This is a genomic window from Paenibacillus suaedae (assembly GCF_032337355.1).
Lineage (GTDB): Bacteria > Bacillota > Bacilli > Paenibacillales > Paenibacillaceae > Paenibacillus_B > Paenibacillus_B suaedae.
The window spans coordinates 154,917-175,423 of sequence record NZ_JAVYAA010000008.1 but is presented as its reverse complement, the minus strand read 5'-3'; the positions used below and the strand labels follow the sequence as shown (position 1 = coordinate 175,423).

Here is a 20,507-nt window from a genome sequence, read left to right as displayed (position 1 = left end):
TTTAGCCGATATGCATAAGTACATCAAATCGACCGATTCCATCCAATAATAACGGTACAGCCAAGACCTCTTGAATAGGACCAGGATGATCAGCCGATATGAGCAGCTGGGGAGGTGTTATATCAACGCTGATTCCCTGATTGTACATCAGTGACGTTGCGTTGCCACTAATCATGTTGCCTAGCTCTGAAATGGCGCTCTCACCGATAGCATCAAGGGATGCAAGAGGAGATCCCCCCATCATAGCCGATGCCATTTTCAACGCCACGTCTTCGTTCAAGCCAAATGCCACCTGTCCGGACAACTGCCCCGTCAGACCGACCTGGATGCGAAAATCATGCGTACCGCTCCAACTTAACATTTGAAGCTCTCCCCGACTGGGACGGACTTGCACAATTTGTTCAATAACTGTGCTTGCCGATTGCAAAAAAGGTTGAATCCATTCGGCTCTCATCTCAGCTATCTTTTCCCCTTTCCGACATTAATGGAGTATATTCGACATATTCCGAACGTCCTATACTTCCACTTTTCTATGCCTATTATACTGAAAACGGTTCAGCCAAGCACTATATGATTTATCATTTTCACAAGAAAAACATATCCAGATTAAGTTTTTGAGTATAAAGAACTACTTCTTTGGGTTTAATTCGACATTTTTCTCCTTTTTTTCTTCTTTGCATTGCCTGCTGCAGGAAACAGCTCTTTTCTATTAGTAGGTAGTCTGCCTTCTCTTCGGATTATTTGATCCTTAATCAATGGATAATATGATCTTTCCAAACTGCCCCGGTTACCAACTACGCCGATGCGGCCATAAGGTGCGATTATTTCTAGATCAGTCTCCAAATTCACATTCGCCAAAAATTCGATGATTACATCGGATCCTCTCTCGTGTGTCAAAGACATAATTTTATCCATAAAAGCTTCTGTGATGTGATCGAGTACATGTAAGGCCCCTGAAGCTTGAATTATCGTAAATGCATACCGGATCCATTGACCGGAACAGACATTGAAAACATTTCCACTGTCGCTTGCAACAACTCTAGTCACTAGCTTGCGTAACAAGTGTTGGGACAGATTGCTGTAACCTTACCATGAATCCGAAAAATTACAAAATTGAATAAAATATGTAATAGATCTGTAACGAGTACATATGTGCTTTTTCGATATAGTAAGAGAGGTTATTCGAACTTTGATATTTGCATACACGGTTAGGAGATATAGGCACAAGGAACGAGTAAGAGAATATCTGACACTTACACCCCTTCATCCTCTTCGCTACGAACACGGTTCAACGCAAGCAGGACTCACCTGAAACCTTTACCAGTTTATTATCCAAATCAATCATGTTCCCCTACATCTCAAGAAAGGACATCAAGACTACAATGAAATGGTTATGCATGAGACTTCATCCGAATAACGATTCAGTAGTACGGTTATTCGTCGTGGTCACACCACATATAGGGGGCGTCCAATATGCATGAGCTTCGACGCAACAATAGACGCTACATGCCCGCCCTGGATGGCCTGAGAGCAATTGCTGTTCTGGCCGTCATCGCCTATCACCTGAATCTTGGCTGGGCTCAAGGAGGCTTTTTAGGTGTCGGCATTTTCTTCGTCTTGTCCGGTTACCTTGTAACGGATTTACTGCTGGCCACAAGGCAGCAGCGAGGTGCAATTGATCTGTATACGTTCTGGGTACACAGAGTGCGCAGGCTAGTTCCCGCCATTCTCGTTATGCTGCTGTTCAGCGTTGCTTGGCTAACCATTTTCGATCCTGCGCGCTTGACCAAACTACGAGGAGATATATGGTCAACCTTCGTGTACGGGAACAACTGGTATCTCATTTTTCACAATGTTTCTTACTTTGACAGCTTTGGTTCGCCCTCACCCTACCTTCATTTATGGTCTCTTGCCGTTGAAGGTCAATTCTATCTGGTGTGGCCTGTACTACTCATGATTGGATTAAAGCTTGCACCAAGGCGAGGTCAGCTTCTGCTCGGAATTGCAGCGGCAGCAGCGGTTTCTGCATTGGCAATGGCATGGCTGTATGAGCCAGGCACTGATCCAAGCCGTGTATATTACGGTACAGACACGCGGGTATTCGCTCTTCTCATTGGAGCTGCACTTGCAGTCGTATGGCCCAGCAGACGTCTTGTCTCAAACACAGATCATAAGGCAGGCTTAAGCCTTGATCTAATAGGGGCTCTCGGATTAGGCGCTATGCTCTATATGATTGTAGAAGTAAGTGAATACGATGATTTTCTATATCAAGTGGGATTCGTGCTGCTCTCTATTGTGAGCGCACTTACGATTGCGGCGCTTGCACATCCAGCAAGCCGCTTGAGTAAGCTGCTCAGCTGGGGGCCGCTCGTATGGATCGGCAAGCGATCATATGGCATTTATTTGTGGCATTATCCGGTCATAATTCTCACTAATCCTGAAGTCAATACGAGTGGATTTGATGGGACGCGCGCCATGCTGCAGGTCACCGCGAGCGTGCTGCTCGCCGCCTTGTCGTGGAAGTATATCGAACAGCCGATCCAGCGCGGCTGTCTTTCTTATCTATGGCTCAAGCTACGCGATCCCTATTCTTGGCATCGGCTGTCATGGAAGTACTGGTCCATTTCTGCCTGCTGTGTCCTGCTGCTTACTCTGTTCTACGCTGGCATGAGCGGTCGTTCATTAGTGGATGCCGCCCAAGTAAAATCAGGAGAACCTGATGCAAGCAATCAGCTTGTCATCACGAAAGACAATCAAGGAGCCGCATCTAAGGCTCACCAAACCGAACATATCGGCTCCCATGTAGTTAAGGATACGACACCTAAGAAGCCGAAGCGCTCTGATGCTGCTTCTGATCCCATCAAGAAGCCCGGCAGTTCAGGTGCCGATGACCCGTTAGAATCTAGCTCAACTGCCAAGGGAGGCGGGCAGCCTAAAAGCAAGCAAACACAACAGCCGAATCAGCCGTCTCACACAGACCGCGCATCCGACAAGAAGCAGAACTGGTCTATTTCTGCAATTGGTGATTCAGTCATGCTCGATGTTGCTCCCTATCTGAGCAAGCAACTCCCTGGTACTGTTGTCGATGCGAAGATTGGAAGGCAGATGTCCGCAGCCAGCGATATTATTCAGGGGTTGAAGCAGAACGGCAAGCTCGGCAGATATGTCATCATCGCACTTGGAACAAACGGCATATTTGGTGAAAAGCAGTTAAACAAACTGATCGAATCCCTCTCTGATGTTGAGCATATTATTTTCGTCAATACGCGCATGCCAGAGAAATGGGAGGGTAAGGTCAATGCGTTGTTAGCGAAAATGGCTGCTGCCCATTCCAACATTACATTGGTCGATTGGTACAACGCCACTGAAGACCATGACGATTATTTCGAGCTGGATGGCACTCATCTCGTACCTAAGGGCGCCAAAGCATATGCCGCCCTAGTGGCAGATGCTGTTCAGTCTCTATCTGAAGTTAAAAAAGAGCAGCCTGCTCGTCAACCAGGATCAGAACACAGTTCTGGCAAGAAGTCTGTGACACCACCACCTAGTGGGAAAACACCCGCAACAAAACATTCATAACGAAAACCATGCTTGATCCTATATAAAAAATGTTCTAATTGTTTTATCTAATACTTAAAGCCAATTATTTACTATCATCTGTAATATATTACGATTGCTGCAGGGTCTTGCCACATGTATGTAGGGCAGGCCCTTTTTCTTTCCCAACAAGAGATCCCTTCATACCTTACCCCGATTCGCAGCATGAATAACTTGTACGTTATAATAAACATATGAGGGAAACATGCAATAGTATGACATGCCTTTGAAATACAAGAAAAAGGAGTGTAACTCATGACAATGAATAAACTAACCGAACAAGAAAAAGAAGGCGTTTACAAGGCGATATACAATCGCCGCGATATTCGTACATTCCTTCAACAGCCCGTGTCTGATGAGCTGCTGGTCAAACTGCTGGAGGCTGCCCATCACGGGCCTTCGGTGGGCTTTATGCAGCCGTGGAACTTTATCGTCATCAAAGACGCGGAGACCAAGGCGAAGTTGGCAGAAGTGGTAGATCGCGAGCGTCGTGCGCTGGCGATTCACTATGAAGGCACAGATCGCGACACCAAGTTTATGGAGATTAAAATTCAAGGCATTCTGGAGGCCCCTGTTACGATTTGCATTACATGCGATCCTTCGCGTGGTGGCGACCATGTTCTCGGTCGCAACTCTATTCCCGAGACCGATATTATGTCTGTCAGCTGCGCAATTCAAAATATGTGGCTCGCCGCATACGCTGAGGGCTTGGCAATGGGCTGGGTTAGCTTCTATAAGAAGCCGGATATCCGGCGGATTCTGAACATCCCGCTTCATATTGATCCCACAGCTCTTATCTCTATCGGTTATACAGAGGATTATCCGGAGCGACCGCTGCTCGAAGCCTACAACTGGGAGAAGCGGAAAGTATTGAGCCAGCTCGTCTATGACAATACATGGGGCACTTCTTCCAATCTGCTGTAAATCTACGATAAGCAAGCTTCCCAAACTCAATAACAAAGCCGTCCACTCCCCTAGGGAGATGGACGGCTGCTTCTCATCATCGCTCTTCGTAATGGATCTACCTTTATTTATCCAACAGCCCGCGATGCATGGCCTTCCACACAAGCTGCGAGAACAGACTGTTCGACCAAGCGAACCAGGGACGTGTAAATACATTCGGATCATCCGCGAGGAAGCCCTCATGCATGAAGCCTGTATCCGCATCTGTAGCTTCCAGCATATCAATCATTGCGAGCATTTCTTCATCGCTTGCTGCTGTTAATCCTTGCATGGACAACGCCATGTGCCATACATAGCCGTCTGGCGTATGTGGGCTGCCGATTCCTTTGGCAACCTTGCCTTCGAAGTAGTACGGATTTTCTTTGCTCAAAATAAATTTACGCGTATTTTCATAAATCGGATCACTTGCGTCCGCATATCCAATATAAGGGATGGACAGCAAGCTTGGCGTTCCTGCATCATCCAAGAGACAGTAGTTGCCGAAGCCATCTGTTTCATACACATAAATCTTGCCGTATGTCGGATGGTTGTGAACCCCGTACAACTGGATGCCGTGATTGATTTCCTCTTCCAGCTTCGCCATTTCGCTAACGAACTCTTCGTCACGGAAGCCGTACTTTGCAATTTCCTGCATTTGACGCAAGCTGACAACCGCGAACATATTAGAAGGAATGCTGTAGTGGAAGTCGCATGCATCATCACTTGGACGGAACCCGGACCAAGTCATTCCTGTGTAATTTACAGGCATTCCCTTGCCCTCGTTGCGGATTGTATCAATCGCTGGACAGTTCACACGTGTGAAGCGGTATTGCGATTGTTCGAAGTGATGCTGTTCTGTCTTCCACACATCCACAATTTTGCGCATTGCGGACTTGAAGTTCGTATCGAAAATATCGGTACGTCCTGTCTCTTTCCAATACATATATGCGAGGCGAATCGAGAAGCACATCGAATCCAGCTCATACTTGCGTTCCCATACCCATGGGGACATCTCAGTCTGGTCATTCGCATCCCAGTGCCAGTCATTCGCAGTCTCGTTGAACGCGTTTGCATATGGGTCAATATTAATATAGAACATGTGACGCTTGATCAAACCACCGATAATGCGCTGCAAATCCTTGTCATTCTTCGCGAAAGGAACGTAATGAATCACCTGTTCCACCGAGTCGCGCAGCCACATTGCGGGAATATCTCCGGTCAAGACGAATGTTGTCCCGTCATCCAGCAGTTTAGTCGTTGTTTCCAACGTGTTCGGGAAGCAGTTCTTGAACAGCTTCAACAACTTAGGACGATGCGCCAGCTTCTGTTCCGCTTCTTCCATAACGCGGACGACTGCTTTTGGCAAGTCAAATGCAGGTACATCGATTTTAGGCAAACGAAATTGTTCCATGTTATTATCCTCCACCTGTTCTCCACATGATGTAATTATCTCTCTTGTCACACTTCGGCAGGCCCGTTGTGGGCTTGTCCCCCGTGGCTCCTTACAGTGTACATGCAAACGCTTCATCTTGCTAGACAGATCAAGAAACTTTATCATGTTGCACAAAAATGTTCCACATCAAGATAGCAAAGGAGTTCCCATTTCATACTCATAAAGGATTGACATTCCTCTTTATTTCAGGTGAACTGGTAGATAGGCATCTCAATTGCGGCAGCTTCACACGCAGCTGCATAAGAGATGCTCCGTAACGAGGAGGGGAACAATGCCCAACGTATGGACGCATTTACTATTCGGCCAAGAGGCGCTTGACGACGCTGGCATCGCCCATTGGATATCGCCCGACTCCCAGAAACGCATGTTCAATATGGGGTGCCAGGGGCCGGATTTTCTATTCTATCATCAATTTCTGCCATGGCAGCGCAATAAAGTAATGAACGAGCTTGGAAGTACCATGCATAATAAGCAATGCGGTCCATTTCTGCTCGACTTGATCGATTCTGCCCCCAAGGGAGATATGCTATCTCGCGTATACGCCCTCGGATTCCTGCTGCATCATATCCTTGATCGGAACATGCATCCTTATGTATTCGTGCGTTCAGGATTCCGCAAATGGGATCACCAGCGGTTCGAGGTGCTGATGGATACCCACGTGCTGCGCTCCAAGCGCAATATCGCGACATGGAATACACCGGTATGGAAAGAAATCGATACGGGCGGACAGTTCCCGAAAGCAATGGTCAGTGCACTGCATGCCTTAACGGGCCGATATTACCCTGAACTGTCCAACCGAGTGGATACACGCTATTGGAACGACGCCAATCGAGCTATGGTGCGCGCACAGAAGTTATTCCATGACCCGTCCGGGATGAAGCAGCTTCTGACATTCAAACAAATCGAACCGTTTGTTTACAAGCGGACACCACCAGCCTATGATGTGTTGAATGAAGCACGAAGACCATGGCCAGATCCGACGGGTACAGGAGAAATTCGATCCACGAGTATATGGGATATGTGGGAAGAAGCCCGTGAAGATGCGGCGCGTGCTGTATCGGCTGCCGCCGCCTACTGGAACATCAAGGAGGAAGCGAATCAAGATCCGCGTACAGTTGCTAACGCGTATGAGACTCTTCGAGCAGCAATTGGCAACCGTTCTTACGAGACTGGTCTTCCTCTGGAGCAGGATCGACCCATCATCATCGAAGACCCAATTTGGGATGCGTAAATAACAAGGCTCTCTGAAGCAGAACAGCGATGTCCTCTGCCTCAGAGAGCCTTTTCCATTCGTTATCGTGATTGCGTAACATTCGCGACAATGACAAGATCCCGCTTGAAACGCTTGCGGAATGCCGTGCGAACCGCATAGGCTTCCGATACTTCAAGCAGTGGCGGTGTCGAGGCGCGCACGTGAAATACGACCTCCTGCTCTTCAATATCACAGGCCACCAATTCTACATCTGAGGCTGCTCCGCGATTGAAGCTTATCGCAAGCCGCAGCAATAGGCTAAGTGTACGCACACCTTCTTTGTCTCCGGGAAGGAATAGCGCCTCATATTCACTCCATGCTTCGCCTGCCTTCAGCTTCTGATCAGCTGAGGCGATGAACGCACTGAGCACGAGCTCGCGAGGAGTCAGACCATATAAATCTGAATGGAGCAGCATATATAGCGCATGCCGTTCTCGTTCAAGCGGAGAAATGACGACTCCACAATCATGCAGCATCGCGCTCGTGTGCATGATCTGCGACCAGTCCCCTCCCAGTTCCATTAGTGCTCCCATATCTTCCACCAGTCGATTGAATAGGACATGGACTCGCTTGGCATGATCTCGCTGCAACCGAAACCGCCGCATCATATTCGAGATGGACAAAGACAGAGGATCATCGATCATCAGCCCTTCCCCCTGAAGCAAATCGAATAGAACACCTTCCCGAACACCCTTGGCGCTTACCGTCAATATAGGCATATCCAATCGTTCCATCACATACGTAATGAACGTAAAGGCTCCCATAAAAATGTCCGCCCGCTCCTTGGATAACCCTTGAATCTTCTCTCTTTCCTCCAGCGACAACGGTCTCAGCTTCTCATACCACTGTTCAACATGTTCCCGGCTCAGCACGTAATGATGGAGCGAAGCAAGTGGAACCTTGGCCTGAGCCTTATCCATCTTCGCAATTGTCCGTATCGTTCCGCCCACACCAATAAGCGGATATCCCTCTGCTTGCTGCAGCCACTCAATCTGCCCCAGAAGCTTCCCCATATCGGCAGCAAGCCGCTGCCCCTCCTCTACTTCAAGCGCCTCTCTGACATGATATTGGCCTGCCAGCGTTAGCGCACCAATCGGAATGCTGATGCTCTCCTTCAAGGTCCGATCCTGAATGAGCACCATCTCCAAGGAGCCGCCTCCGATGTCGACCAGCAGCGCATCCTTGACATTCATGGTCGATACGACTGCCAGATAGTCCAAATAAGCCTCCGACTCTCCGCTAATTACTCGCACAGACAATTGTGTTGCACCTAGAATGCGGCTTAGGATTAATGCCCGGTTCGTCGCTTTGCGCAGTGCAGCCGTGGCAACCGCGATGATCTCACATGACTCATAACGGCTGCACAACTGCTTAAATAATAGGAGCGTTGAAATTAATTTATCAATTTTATATTCCGGAATCGCTCCATCTTCATCGTACTCATCACCAAGACGAACGACTTCCTTCCATTGGTCTACAATTTGAAATGTCAGATCCTCGCGAATTTCCGCAATCATAAGACGTACCGAATTGGAACCGATATCTACAATGCCCTGATGGCGATTCTGTGTCGGAACCTTGGTTTCTAGCGGCTTCTTAGGTCGCATCATATGGCATACTCTCCTTCCTTACTCATCGCAATACGTTGTGTGCACAGCATCCATCATCCACCTACGTCCGCGAAGAACAGCCTGCTGAGCCTATCATTGCTTACATTTCAAAAAAAAGAGTGATATCTCTTGAAATGCTTGCAATATCTTTTCATTTTGCCATGCCCTGTATGAAAACTCCATCCGAAAGCGCGTAACATAATGTTAATCTTTTGTAAATCTATGACCTGTACCTGTCAAATCCATTACTCTAGCAGTAGACAGCAATGCCCAGTCTATTGGAAGCAGTATTCACACCATAAGCTGTGTTCATTCCTGCCCGTAAATCGCGAGCGATATAGGTGTGAAGGCATACATGCCGTCTATTTCATTCACTTGTAACGAAAGACAGGGGATATTATGGACAAACCGCTTATTGCCGCAGGCATCGACATTGGTTCGAATGCAATTAAAATGCTTATTGCCGAGCTTGCCGAACCAGGGCAGCTTCGCATTCTTGAGGATGTTAAGCTTACATCCCCGATCGGCGACGACACCTTCACCCATGGTCAGATCCATTCTAAAGCCACGTTCGAAGTATGCCGCGCGATGAAGCAAATGTCGCAGCTCATGAAAGATTACAAAGTGAAAACGTATCGCGCCTGTGCGACGAGCGGGGTTAGAGAGGCAAGCAATCGCGGGTACTTTCTAGATAACCTTCGCCGTTACACGGACATGGACATCGAGCTGGTTGATAGCTCTGTCGAACGATATTTGACCTATGTCGGACTGAATATCGGCGTTGAACAAATGCCGCAGCTGCGTGAAGAAGGACTGCTGGTCGTCGAAATTGGCAGCGCCGGTGTCCAGCTAAGCGTATATGCATCTGGAAGATTGCAATTTTCCGAATATGTTCGCATCGGTATTTTGAAGCTGAAGGAAGTGCTTGAGTCCTTGCGGGGCGAGTCGCTGCATTATTCCAACGTTCTTCAGCAATATATTGAAAGTCAACTGGACATGCTGCGTCGCCGTATGTCTTCCTATACCATCAATCATCTAATTGTCCTCGGCGGAGAAGCCTCCACCTTGGCGAACAAATATGGAGAGCGAGGGACAAGCTCAGTCGGCAGCTTACCACTGCGATCCATCGCAAGAACAACACTCCAGCGCCATTTGTTCGAATGGATGCAAGCAGGCACTGCAGAGCTATCGCACAAATTCCATATTGATGAAGAACGCGCCTCTCAGCTCATCCCAACAGCTATTATTATGTCAGAGCTGCTCAAAGCAACGGCAGCAGAGCGATTGCTTCTGCCGGATGTCTCCTTACGGCACGGCGTCCTTCATGAGATGTCACTCTCAGCACATGATCAGTCTGCTTCGCTGCAAGCGTTGTATATCGAAGATATGACGGCGTCCGCCTTCCATGCTGCCGAACGCGTTCAGCTTGATATGGAGCACTCCAGACAGGTTCGAAGACTCGCTAGCAAGCTCTTTGATCGCTTGAACAGCTTATTTCGCATGGATCCATCTCGCAAACTATGCTTGGAGCTTGCCGCTATCTTGCATGATATCGGCAAGACCATATCCCAGGAAGGCCATGCCGCCAATTCCTACCATATGATTAAAGCGATGGACTGGCTGGGTCTGTCTGAGAAGGACAAGGAGCTTGTCGCAAGTATGGCACTATACCATCCGCGCAGTGCTCAAGTGCCTCTAAGATCGGATATGAGTGAACAGGAGCAGTTGGTACTGTCCAAGCTCACCTCTATCCTCAAGCTGGCCGATGCGCTTGATATTGCCCACCAGCAGAAAGTTAAAGATTTCACCATCCATATAAAAAAAGGCACTTACATTACGATGATTCCTACCTATGAGGGCAGCTTGGAGCTGGAACGGTGGGCCTTCCAACATGAAAGCTCATTCTTCGAGCAAGTGAGCGGGTATCCGATCCTACTAAAAGGATAGCATCCCTCTCATCTCCCCCAATGACCATATCATGCTGAGCTGCAATCGTTCATTGTGTAGAAAAGGAGAGGTTTCGTGATGGCTCGATCATTTATTAACCGCGAATGGAGCCTATTGGCTTTTCATCGAAGAGTTCTTGAAGAAGCGTATGACAAATCGAACCCGTTGTTAGAAAGGCTGAAATTCCTAGCCATAAGCAGCTCCAATATGGACGAATTGTTCATGGTGCGTGCTGCGTCCGTCATTGATCAAATGATCGCAGGTTATGACAAGCGTGACCGATCAGGCTGCACACCGCATGATACGCTCGAAGGCATCAAGTCTGGCGCTGCCGCAATGGTCGAGAAGCAAGCCTACATATACGGTCAGCTTCGGAGGAAGCTGCGCCAGCACAACATTGTAATCAAGCGGCCGCATCGATTGTCGATGAATGAGAAGCACTATCTTCGCAGCTACTTTATGGAGCAGTTGTTCCCTGTGCTCACTCCGATGGTCGTGGATCAAAGCCGGCCGTTCCCGCTCATCCAGAACAAGAGCTTGAATATTGGATTGATCGTCCGCAATACGGACGAGGAGGAAGATGTGTTCGCGACAGTAGCAGTGCCTGAAGTATTGCCTAGACTCGTACGGCTACCGACAGGTACGGACAAGCAGGAGTTCATCCTGCTCGAAGACGTCATCAAGCTGCATATGGACATCTTGTTCCATGGCTATGACATTGTCGATATGAAGGCTTACCGCATAACGCGCAATGCGGATCTGGACATAGATGAGGAAGGCGCAGAGGATCTGCTCAAGGAGATTGAGGAATCGCTCAAAATGCGAAAATGGGGGAATGTGGTTCGGATTGAGGCGGAGGAAGGCATTAGTCATGAACTGCTTCAAATGATCACACAGGATGGAGAAGACGAGCCGCTCGGCGGCGTATACGAAATCGCCGGCCCTATCGACTATACATTCCTGTTCAAGCTGATCCAGCTCGTTCAGAAGCCAGGGCTTCTCTATCCAAGCCATCATCCGCATCAGCCCCTTCAGGACGGGGAGGATATATTCACCTGGATTCGCCATCAAGATCGTCTGCTGCATCATCCCTTCGACAGCTTCGATACTGTCGTTCAGCTTGTAAGAGCAGCCGCACAGGATCAAGACGTATTGGCCATTAAGCAAACGCTGTATCGGGTATCTGGCAATTCCCCGATCATTGAAGCTTTAATCGCAGCTGCAGAGAATAAAAAACAGGTTACGGTACTCGTGGAGCTGAAGGCCCGCTTCGATGAGGAGAACAATATTCACTGGGCGAAGCGGCTGGAGCAAGCCGGCTGCCATGTTATCTATGGATTGATAGGATTGAAGACCCACTTGAAAACACTGCTCATCGTTCGACGCGAAGAGGATGGTATCCGCAGATACGTTCATCTGGGCACAGGCAATTATAATGATGTGACAGCCAAGCTGTACACGGATATGGGGCTGCTGACCGTCAATCCCCAGATTGGCAGCGACGCCTCAGTGCTGTTCAATATGCTCTCTGGCTTCACCGTGCCATCCAGCTTAAATCAATTATGCGTTGCTCCTTTGTTTTTGCGCCATAAGCTGGAGCAATATATCGAATATGAGATTGAGGCTGCGCGGAAAGGCCGCAAAGCGCACATCATTCTCAAAATGAATGCGCTAGTGGATGAAAAGCTCATTTCACTGATGTATAAAGCTTCGAAAGCCAGCGTACGCATTGAGCTCATCGTACGAGGCGTATGCTGCCTCCGCCCAGGTGTGCCGAATATGAGTGAGAATATAACGGTACGAAGCATAGTTGGGCGATTTCTGGAGCATACCCGCATCTTCTACTTCGAGCATGGCGGCAAGAACAAGGTACTGCTGAGCAGTGCGGACTGGATGCCGCGCAACCTCGATCGCCGTGTCGAGGCCATGTTCCCAATTGAGCATTCGGAGCTGAAGCAGCAGATTATTCAAATCCTTCATTGCTATTTGGCAGATCAAGCGAAAAGTCGATTCCTGCAGCCTGACGGCACGTACCGCAAGAAGGCCGCCAAAGGCATGCAGAAAATGCACGCGCAGGAACAACTGCTGAAGCGAGCTGGGGATCGAGCTGAGAAATCAATGAGCCCGGCTACCCTTCCCTTTCAGCCGCGAACACATTCAACAGACGAGCAGGCAATGAATGAAGTAGCTGCAACGTCACAATTCTAGAAAAAAGGTCTATTCGTATTGGAGAGCGATCCCACGAGCTTATGTTGGGCGCTCTCCTTTTTTATCGAATGAGCATGCAATTCTATCGAGTTAGGCTGGAGCAGCAATCGGAACATACAATTTGACTTCGCAGTAATGTTCGTTAGCTACTAAGACGTCAATCGATTCGAAGAAGAAGGAATCCGCTCAACTGAAGGCCTGCTTCAACACGAATCCTGTCTCGAAAACGATGCCGTTGTCCAATTGTATAAATTCGGCGATGTTTATTTTTTCAGTAAGATTAACAGTAAAGCACCCTTTTCTGAACTTAGAGGGCGTCATCCCATACTCACTTACAAAAGCCCGTATATAAGACTGCTCGTATTCGAAGCCATATTCCTGGGCGATATGTAGAATAGGATAGGTGCTATGCAGGAGCATATCCAGACTAGAGGCCAGCCTTCTCGCCCTTACATAATCCATCAACGGACGGCGTGCAGCAGCACTCATCGCCCGATGCAAATGGTATTTCGATATATAGCAAGCATCCGCAATCTCATCCAATGTTATTTTTCTGGACAGATTGGTCTCTATGAATTCCGTCGCTCTATATATACTACTCACCAGGTTATCCATGGATCATTCTCTTTCTGCGATTTATCGTTTCATCCCCTGTTAAACTTATACGCTAGATTGACTCCCCAAAATTGAGCAAGATTCGTTCATTTCCTTACACGGCTATCCCCTAGAATGTAATAAAATATTGGTAAATGGGGTGTCACTCATGAACGTGCGGGAACTGGCCAAGCATTATAAGACTAGGAACTTCCCCCCACATCTCGAACAGTATCTCCCTACATCCTTACGCTCACAACTTCAAGAAATGAACGCTGAAGAAATCGAAAGCTTATTAAATCAAATCATGCGAAGTCCAATTGACCTGTCTCGCCAATGGAGTCATGAATTAGTCGAATTTTATTACTCTGCAGCTTGGTACCATTTACTTGTTGAGCTGGGTATCCAATCCCATGCATCCCTATACGAAATAGCTGCAGGTGATACGGTATGTATTCCAAGAGCACTAAATGCGTTCTCCAATGGTGCAACGTATGTGACAGCAAATCTGAATAAAGAGCTATCTCAGCAGTTCATGCAAAAAACGGCTGACTTGGACATCCAAGTCAAAATTATTGAAGATAACGGGAACAATTTATTGCAGTATTATGAGCCTCATTCTTTCGAAGTCATTTCTTTCCATCATGCGATTAATGATATTATACAGACGATAATTGCAGATATCGAGGGTATCGATACCGTCAACAATAATTGGTGGGATATCGAGCCTCAATTACTTCAAGCTGTGATGAGCTATCACAATCGAGGAGAACTTCGGAAGGCTGCCTTTGAGCCATTCATCAACATTATCGATATCTGTATGAAGCTGTTGAAAAAAGGGGGCTATCTCATTTTTGACAACTGCACCTATGCTGGATATGAGCAAATGGGGTATTCTTCAGAGTTCCACAGTGCATATATTCAATTGGTCAGAGAGTGGATTGCTGAGTCGAACTTGGGACTGAAAGAGGTTGAGCTGGAAGCGTATGACAAGCAATGGTGGATGATTATGACTACGTAAGCATGGCTCCTTCTATATAAATGAGTACTCTCTTACCTGATGTATGTGCAGTCTCTAACCGATATAACGCAAAAAGAAAGACCCTATCCGTGATTCCCCTCTGCGTAAAGCAGTACGAACATACGGATTAGGGTCTTTCTATTAATGGACAGGTATCCCCTTGCCCCCTGATGCATTTGTATTCCAAGTGTCCTCCTCCATCGCTGCTTCCTTGCGCCCTTTCTCAATATCTACGAATGCAAGCAAAATAATCCCGATAATGAAGAAGGCCAGGATAGACAAGATTGCCAGGCGTGTAGAACCGGTCATTAAGCCTACCATGCCAAAGACGGCCGGACCGATGGAAGCAGACACTTTGCTCGATAAACTGAGGAACCCGAAAAATTCAGATGCGCGGCTAATCGGCACCATCTGACTGTAAACAGAACGCGCTACTGCCTGACTTCCCCCTTGCACCATGCCAACAAGGAAGGCCAGGATGTAGAAATGAAGCGCTGTTGTCATAAAATAACCAAAGAACACGATGACGATATACGTACTAAGTGATACGTACAAGGAACGCTTAGAACCTAACCTGCGGGCGAACTTCGCAAACAAGTAGGTGAACGGGATTCCGACGAATTGGGTAATAAGCAGCGCAATAATGAGATGGCTCGTCTGAATGCCCATCCCAGCACCATATATCGCCGCCATTCCGATAATCGTGGAGATGCCGTCATTGAAAAACCAGAAGGACACCATATACTTCAATAGCTCAGGGTAATGCTTCACCCGCCTAATCGTTTGAGCTAGCCGGCCGAAACCTTGCTTCGTGTAATAAGACACCGATTGCCGATCTGTACGCACAGGATCCTGCAAGTGGCGGAATATTGGCAATGAGAAGAGCAGCCACCATATTCCTACGGACAAAAATACGGTCTGCGTGGCAACGAGCTTATTCGGAAACCCTAGCATCTCCCATTTCTCAAGCATGACAATGTTGACCGCCAGCAGCACACCGCCACCGATGTATCCGTACATATACCCTTTGGCAGATATTTCGTCCCGCTCATCTGGTGCTGCAATCTCGGGCAGGAGAGAGTCATAAAACGTATTGCCTCCAGAAAAGCCTATCGTTGCCAAAATAAACAGTACCGATACATACAGCCAATCTCCATTTCCCGCGAAGAACAGAAGCATACAAGCCACCGAGCCGCAAATCGCAAAGACGCGCAAAAATGCCATCTTGCGGCGTGATAGATCAGCCATTGCTCCCAATATCGGAGACAGCAGTGCGACAAGGATCATGCCGATCGTCTGTGTAAAAGCCCAATAGCTCGTCGCCTCATGATTCGGAAGTCCTGAAGCAGCCACAGACTGATAAAAGATAGGGAGAACTGCCGCCAACATCGTTGTCGCAAAAGCGGAATTCGCCCAATCATACATCATCCAACTGCGAACCTGTTTCGAACGCATTGTTTTCCCCCTAAGCTATAACGTAACGTTGTCGAGAACGTCTTCATTTCATTGTGCGGCATGGCCTGCGCGGCGGTCAACTATTTCAATTATTAAGTTTTCATATAAGCTGCCGCATTGGTAAACATTGCTCATCGGCATAGCTTCCTTAACTAATCTAATGTATAATGAGAAAAACATTTTATTAGTACAACAAAAGCGATAAATTGTATTGAAGCTCCGTTCTCACACCCTATTTCGGATTTTACATATTCACCACCGTGCACACATCTCACACCATATTTTAGTCCTATGTCAAAATAGGCAAGAAAGGGGGAAACAGTCATGAATTTAAGCCAGTTGGAAACACTAATTACCATTTCCAAGACGATGAGCTTCCGCAAGGCAGGCGAATTGCTTAACCTGACTCAACCTGCCGTGTCCGCTCAGATTAAAAGCTTGGAGGATGAGTTCAAAACAGTGCTTATTGACCGCAACCAACCTGTCACCCTGACAGACAGCGGCAAAGTATTTTTGGAGCATGCAACGCGCATCTTAGATATCGTCGACGAAGTTAAACAGAAGCTGAGTGATTTGAACCAAATTCCGCAAGGGCATATTGTTCTAGGTACAACGACTTCGATTGCTATTCAAATCCTGCCGCGGATTCTTTCCTATTTTCAGGATCAATTTCCACTCATTAAGACGACCATTATGTCCATGTCATCCTCACAGATCATGGCCCATATCGAGAATGGCACCGTTGATATTGGCATCGGATATTTGAACGAACCGAATTCGAATCTGAATACGTCTGTGCTCTACTACGATTCGTTCGAACTCGTCGTCTGTCCAGACCATCCGCTGGCCAAGCATGAGCATGCAACGGTTGATATGCTGAAGGAAGTTCCGCTCATTCTATTGTCGCCTGATACTGTAGGCCGCAGGTTCGCCGAAGAAACCTTCCGCCAATACAATATCACTCCTCATATCGTTATGGAGTTATCCAGCAGTGAGGAAGTGAAGCGGATGGCCGAGTTGAATCTTGGAGCGGGTATCATCTCCAAGCTATCGGTCAGCAGTGAATTGCGTCGCGGCACGCTGAAGATCGTTCAAATTCATGAACTCGAAACCGCTCATCCTGTTGGGGTTATGTATCGCTCAGGCCGTTACTTGAATTCTGCCATGCAGCAATTTTTAAATGATTTGAAGGGCATGCCTGAAACCCAGTTCATCGGTTCCGAGTAACGATACCGCTCACTTCGTAGATATGACACTACCACTCAATGAACAGGAGGGGAAGCTATGAAATTCGATTTGCACACTCATCATTTTCGCTGCGGTCATGCAGATGGCAACATCCGTGAGTATATTGAGGCAGGGATCGCCCATGGACTTCACGTTATTGGCATATCCGATCACACGCCCTATTTTGGCCAGGATGAAGATCATCCGCATCCGAATATTACGATGGCCAAAAGCGATTTCCACAACTATGTAGTCGAGGTGCTGCGCCTCAAAAAGGAATACGAAGGCCGCATCGACGTGCTGCTGGGCATCGAGTCAGATTATTTCCCTGAACATGCGGAAACCTATCGTAAGACGTTAGCACAGTATCCATTTGACTACATTATTGGCTCCGTTCACAGCACAAATGGCGTCAGCATTTTCAATAAAAACAGATGGAAGAAGCTAAACGCCGAGCAGCAAATTGCTGAAAAACGGATCTATTATGAGATGATTCGTGATTCTGCTCGCACAGGCATGTTTCAAATTTTAGGCCATATTGACGCCATGAAGGGCAATTACCCCCCGTTCTCGGACATTCAAGCCCCTGACATTATCGACGACACCTTGAAGGTCATTGCAGAATGCGGCGTTGCCATCGAAATCAATACATCTGGGAAAACAAAGCTGAGCGGCGGCTGGTATCCAGCGGACGCCATCTTGGAACGTGCCCTTCATTTCGGAGTCGAAGTTAGCTTTGGCTCGGATGCGCATGAGCCTTCCCGCGTCGGCGAGGACTGGGAGGAAGTCCGCTCTCGGCTGAAGGACATCGGATTTACGTACTGGGTGTATTATAAAGAGAAGCAGAAACAGGTCGTACCCATTGATTAACTTGTCAGGAGGCACGACCATAGTTCGATTATTATAGTTATATATCACGCGCAACATAAAGATGCTTCTGGGGCATAAGGAACTTCATCGGGATACGAAGTTCCTACAGTACTCTAGCTGCATCTTTCTTTTATGATACGGAGTTAAGGGCAAAAAAAAAGGGACCTGTATCTCACAGATCCGTCTCAAGGGATATATATTCATCAAAAGGGGGTCTTGTTATTAATATACCCTCTGTACATTAACCAACGTTAACAGGAATATTACCATTGTGTAACAAATTATTAAGCCTGTGTTAAACCGCCCTCTGAACTGCCTTGCGAGCAGACTTCTCTGCAGAAGATCGATTCACCACAATGATCCCTGCAACAACAAGGCCAAGTGCTGCCAATGTCCCACCATTCCAAGATTCATTCAACAGCCATGCGGATAATAGTACTCCAAACAACGGAATGAGGAAGAGGAACATCGATACTTTCCCTACCTGATTATATTTCATAATCAAATTCCACAAGCTGAATCCCGCTGCCGACAAGAAGGCCAGATAGAGGAGCAGCAGCAAGGATGAGACATCCCATTGAAAGGGAGCGAAACCTGCACGCCATGCGCCTACCAGAATAAGCCCAATTCCACCTAGGGCCATCTGGCGTCCAGTCAGCCACAATACCGGCAAATCACGCGACTCATGGCGCGCCAGCACATTCCCTATCGCACCGAACAATGCCGATAATATCAGGCACACATCGCCAATGCCAAATGACATACCTGCGCCGCCTGTATTACTGAAGGTTACAATAATAACGCCCGCGAATCCCAAGCCTAATCCGAGTATCTTGCCGATTGTGAAGCTTTCACTGCGATCAACCACCCGTGCAATGACCATTTGGAAGAAGGAGGTTGCGCCAGTAATAATCGCGCCTTTCATTCCAGTACTTAAACTTAGGCCTATATAGAAGAAAATATACTGCAAAAAAGTCTGTATGACTGCAAGACGTGTGACTCGCCAGCCAACACGCCGAGACTGACCGTAATGAACCCCATCAGCTCGCGTTCCACGATTCATGCAAGCAGTCAATAGAATGAGCATAAGTCCAGCCAAAGCAAATCGATATCCTGCAAATACCCATTGTTCATAAGCCGCGTCCGAGCCAATCTTGAGTGCTTCATACCCAAGCTTAATCGCCGGCATCGCGCTTCCCCACAACAATGTAGCAATGATCGCACTTACGGTCATGCCTACAGGGTGAGTGAACCATTTCTGCGCTGTCACTGATGTATCCACCTTTCTACGTGCGGCTTCCGCCGCCTCTTGTCCATAATGCTGCGAGTAGATCATGCTCTGATCCGCTACGCTCACATTAAGTTCTAGTTGAATGTGCAACAATAATGCCGCCCTAATTAGGGCGGCATCGTCATTGACCTATTCTATCCTAGCATGAATGCACGCTGACAACAATCATTTCTATCAATTATTCTTCGTTCTGATGCAGCCCGCGAAATACCCCTGTACGCAGCTCTCGCACATACGGCTTCACCCCAGGCATATCACTCATTTCCGCAGCCCGAACAGCCTGCTCAATATCATAAGGAACACGGTGGAAATGAATAGAAAACTCACTTTGCTGTACTTGCCCGAAATAGCCCTGCAGCATTACATAAGAGGCTTGCGTCATGTCCAGCGGATTGCCGACACTGCCGCAGTTCACTAACGTATGCCCTCCAAAATGCTGCAAGAAAGCATTATGAATGTCCCCATAGATGACCACATCTGGTGATTGGCATGGGTGGAGCGGTTCCGTCAATGACGCAGTGAAATCGAACATGGCAAGGCGATTCTCTGCAGCATCCCATGGCTGTACACGAGTGAACACACTCTGTGGAGAAGCATGGAACAGGCGAATATGACGCCCACTCATATTGAAGTCATAAGAGAAGGGGAGCCGTTCCAGACGGGCTAACCGCTCTGAACCAAGCCGGTGTGCATGCCAGTAGAACTGCTCGTCATCTTCAATCTGCCGAACAAGCTCATCCCAATTCCCTTTGACGATTACATCGCAATATTCAAATAACATATCAACAACTTCTACGGGGTTTGGCCCTTTCCCCACTAAATCGCCTAGGCAGTATATTTTATCAGCGCCTTGTCGCTGAATATCATTAAGCACGGCTTCTAGCGCCTGTAAATTCCCATGTATATCGGAAATGATAGCTATAGACTGCATGTCGCTTCGTCTCCTCCCTAATATCAGCATTATACACCCTAAGGGGATAAGCCGAATACTACTGATCATCACGAATAGCCATGTGACCCTACTCCTACTAATATATCTT

16 protein-coding genes are annotated in these 20,507 nt (G+C 47.6%); 8 read left to right on the top strand and 8 right to left on the bottom strand.

Annotation, left to right across the window (positions count from 1 at the left end; translation table 11 throughout):
- Position 1: 1 nt before the first annotated feature.
- Positions 2-454 (bottom strand): chemotaxis protein CheX, encoded by a 453-nt coding sequence (locus RQP50_RS25690; RefSeq protein ID WP_021252682.1) that lies wholly within the window; start codon positions 452-454, stop codon positions 2-4.
- A 188-nt stretch (positions 455-642) separates the two neighbouring features.
- A complete protein-coding gene (locus tag RQP50_RS29410) occupies positions 643-1,047 on the bottom strand; it encodes a zinc-binding dehydrogenase (protein WP_394358442.1) in 405 nt (134 codons plus the stop codon).
- A 426-nt stretch (positions 1,048-1,473) separates the two neighbouring features.
- Between RQP50_RS29410 and RQP50_RS25685 the strand changes: the two genes are divergently transcribed.
- Together RQP50_RS25685 and bluB are read left to right on the top strand one after the other, a co-directional pair.
- Positions 1,474-3,579 (top strand): acyltransferase family protein, encoded by a 2,106-nt coding sequence (locus RQP50_RS25685; protein ID WP_315747139.1) that lies wholly within the window; start codon positions 1,474-1,476, stop codon positions 3,577-3,579.
- 279 nt (positions 3,580-3,858) lie between these two features.
- Entirely contained in the window at positions 3,859-4,521 is a 663-nt protein-coding gene (gene bluB / locus RQP50_RS25680) for a 5,6-dimethylbenzimidazole synthase (protein WP_028533753.1), read from the top strand.
- Positions 4,522-4,624: 103 nt separating this feature from the next.
- Here bluB and RQP50_RS25675 read toward each other — a convergent pair whose 3' ends face one another.
- Entirely contained in the window at positions 4,625-5,950 is a 1,326-nt protein-coding gene (locus tag RQP50_RS25675) for a glycoside hydrolase family 125 protein (protein WP_021252678.1), read from the bottom strand.
- A 313-nt stretch (positions 5,951-6,263) separates the two neighbouring features.
- Here RQP50_RS25675 and RQP50_RS25670 point away from each other — a divergent pair, with 313 nt between their 5' ends.
- Complete coding sequence (locus RQP50_RS25670) at positions 6,264-7,223, top strand: zinc dependent phospholipase C family protein (RefSeq protein WP_315747138.1); 960 nt, start codon at positions 6,264-6,266, stop codon at positions 7,221-7,223.
- Positions 7,224-7,285: 62 nt separating this feature from the next.
- Here the strand turns inward: RQP50_RS25670 and RQP50_RS25665 are convergent, their stop codons facing one another.
- Positions 7,286-8,854 carry a Ppx/GppA phosphatase family protein gene (locus RQP50_RS25665; protein WP_072730645.1) on the bottom strand — a complete coding sequence of 523 codons (1,569 nt, stop codon included), beginning with the start codon at positions 8,852-8,854 and terminating at the stop codon, positions 7,286-7,288.
- Between the two features lie 399 nt (positions 8,855-9,253).
- On the opposite strand from RQP50_RS25665, the gene RQP50_RS25660 reads away from it, so the two are divergent.
- Positions 9,254-10,801: a Ppx/GppA phosphatase family protein gene (locus RQP50_RS25660; protein WP_072730646.1), complete on the top strand. Its 1,548-nt coding sequence runs from the start codon at positions 9,254-9,256 to the stop codon at positions 10,799-10,801.
- Between the two features lie 78 nt (positions 10,802-10,879).
- Positions 10,880-13,009 (top strand): RNA degradosome polyphosphate kinase, encoded by a 2,130-nt coding sequence (locus RQP50_RS25655; RefSeq protein WP_315747137.1) that lies wholly within the window; start codon positions 10,880-10,882, stop codon positions 13,007-13,009.
- A 186-nt stretch (positions 13,010-13,195) separates the two neighbouring features.
- Here the strand turns inward: RQP50_RS25655 and RQP50_RS25650 are convergent, their stop codons facing one another.
- Positions 13,196-13,624 carry a helix-turn-helix transcriptional regulator gene (locus RQP50_RS25650; protein WP_315747136.1) on the bottom strand — a complete coding sequence of 143 codons (429 nt, stop codon included), beginning with the start codon at positions 13,622-13,624 and terminating at the stop codon, positions 13,196-13,198.
- Between the two features lie 148 nt (positions 13,625-13,772).
- Here RQP50_RS25650 and RQP50_RS25645 point away from each other — a divergent pair, with 148 nt between their 5' ends.
- Complete coding sequence (locus RQP50_RS25645; RefSeq protein WP_072730649.1) at positions 13,773-14,624, top strand: hypothetical protein; 852 nt, start codon at positions 13,773-13,775, stop codon at positions 14,622-14,624.
- Positions 14,625-14,765: 141 nt separating this feature from the next.
- On the opposite strand, the gene RQP50_RS25640 is transcribed toward RQP50_RS25645, so the two are convergent.
- Positions 14,766-16,079, bottom strand: a complete 1,314-nt coding sequence (locus RQP50_RS25640) for an MFS transporter (RefSeq protein WP_315747135.1) — start codon at positions 16,077-16,079, stop codon at positions 14,766-14,768.
- Between the two features lie 324 nt (positions 16,080-16,403).
- Between RQP50_RS25640 and RQP50_RS25635 the strand changes: the two genes are divergently transcribed.
- Complete coding sequence (locus RQP50_RS25635) at positions 16,404-17,306, top strand: LysR family transcriptional regulator (protein WP_315747134.1); 903 nt, start codon at positions 16,404-16,406, stop codon at positions 17,304-17,306.
- A 57-nt stretch (positions 17,307-17,363) separates the two neighbouring features.
- Positions 17,364-18,176, top strand: a complete 813-nt coding sequence (locus tag RQP50_RS25630) for a histidinol-phosphatase (RefSeq protein WP_315747133.1) — start codon at positions 17,364-17,366, stop codon at positions 18,174-18,176.
- Positions 18,177-18,471: 295 nt separating this feature from the next.
- On the opposite strand, the gene RQP50_RS25625 is transcribed toward RQP50_RS25630, so the two are convergent.
- Both RQP50_RS25625 and RQP50_RS25620 read right to left on the bottom strand, forming a co-directional pair.
- Positions 18,472-19,557, bottom strand: a complete 1,086-nt coding sequence (locus tag RQP50_RS25625; protein ID WP_315747132.1) for a DMT family transporter — start codon at positions 19,555-19,557, stop codon at positions 18,472-18,474.
- 88 nt (positions 19,558-19,645) lie between these two features.
- A complete protein-coding gene (locus RQP50_RS25620) occupies positions 19,646-20,398 on the bottom strand; it encodes a metallophosphoesterase family protein (protein ID WP_315747131.1) in 753 nt (250 codons plus the stop codon).
- Positions 20,399-20,507 lie beyond the last annotated feature (109 nt).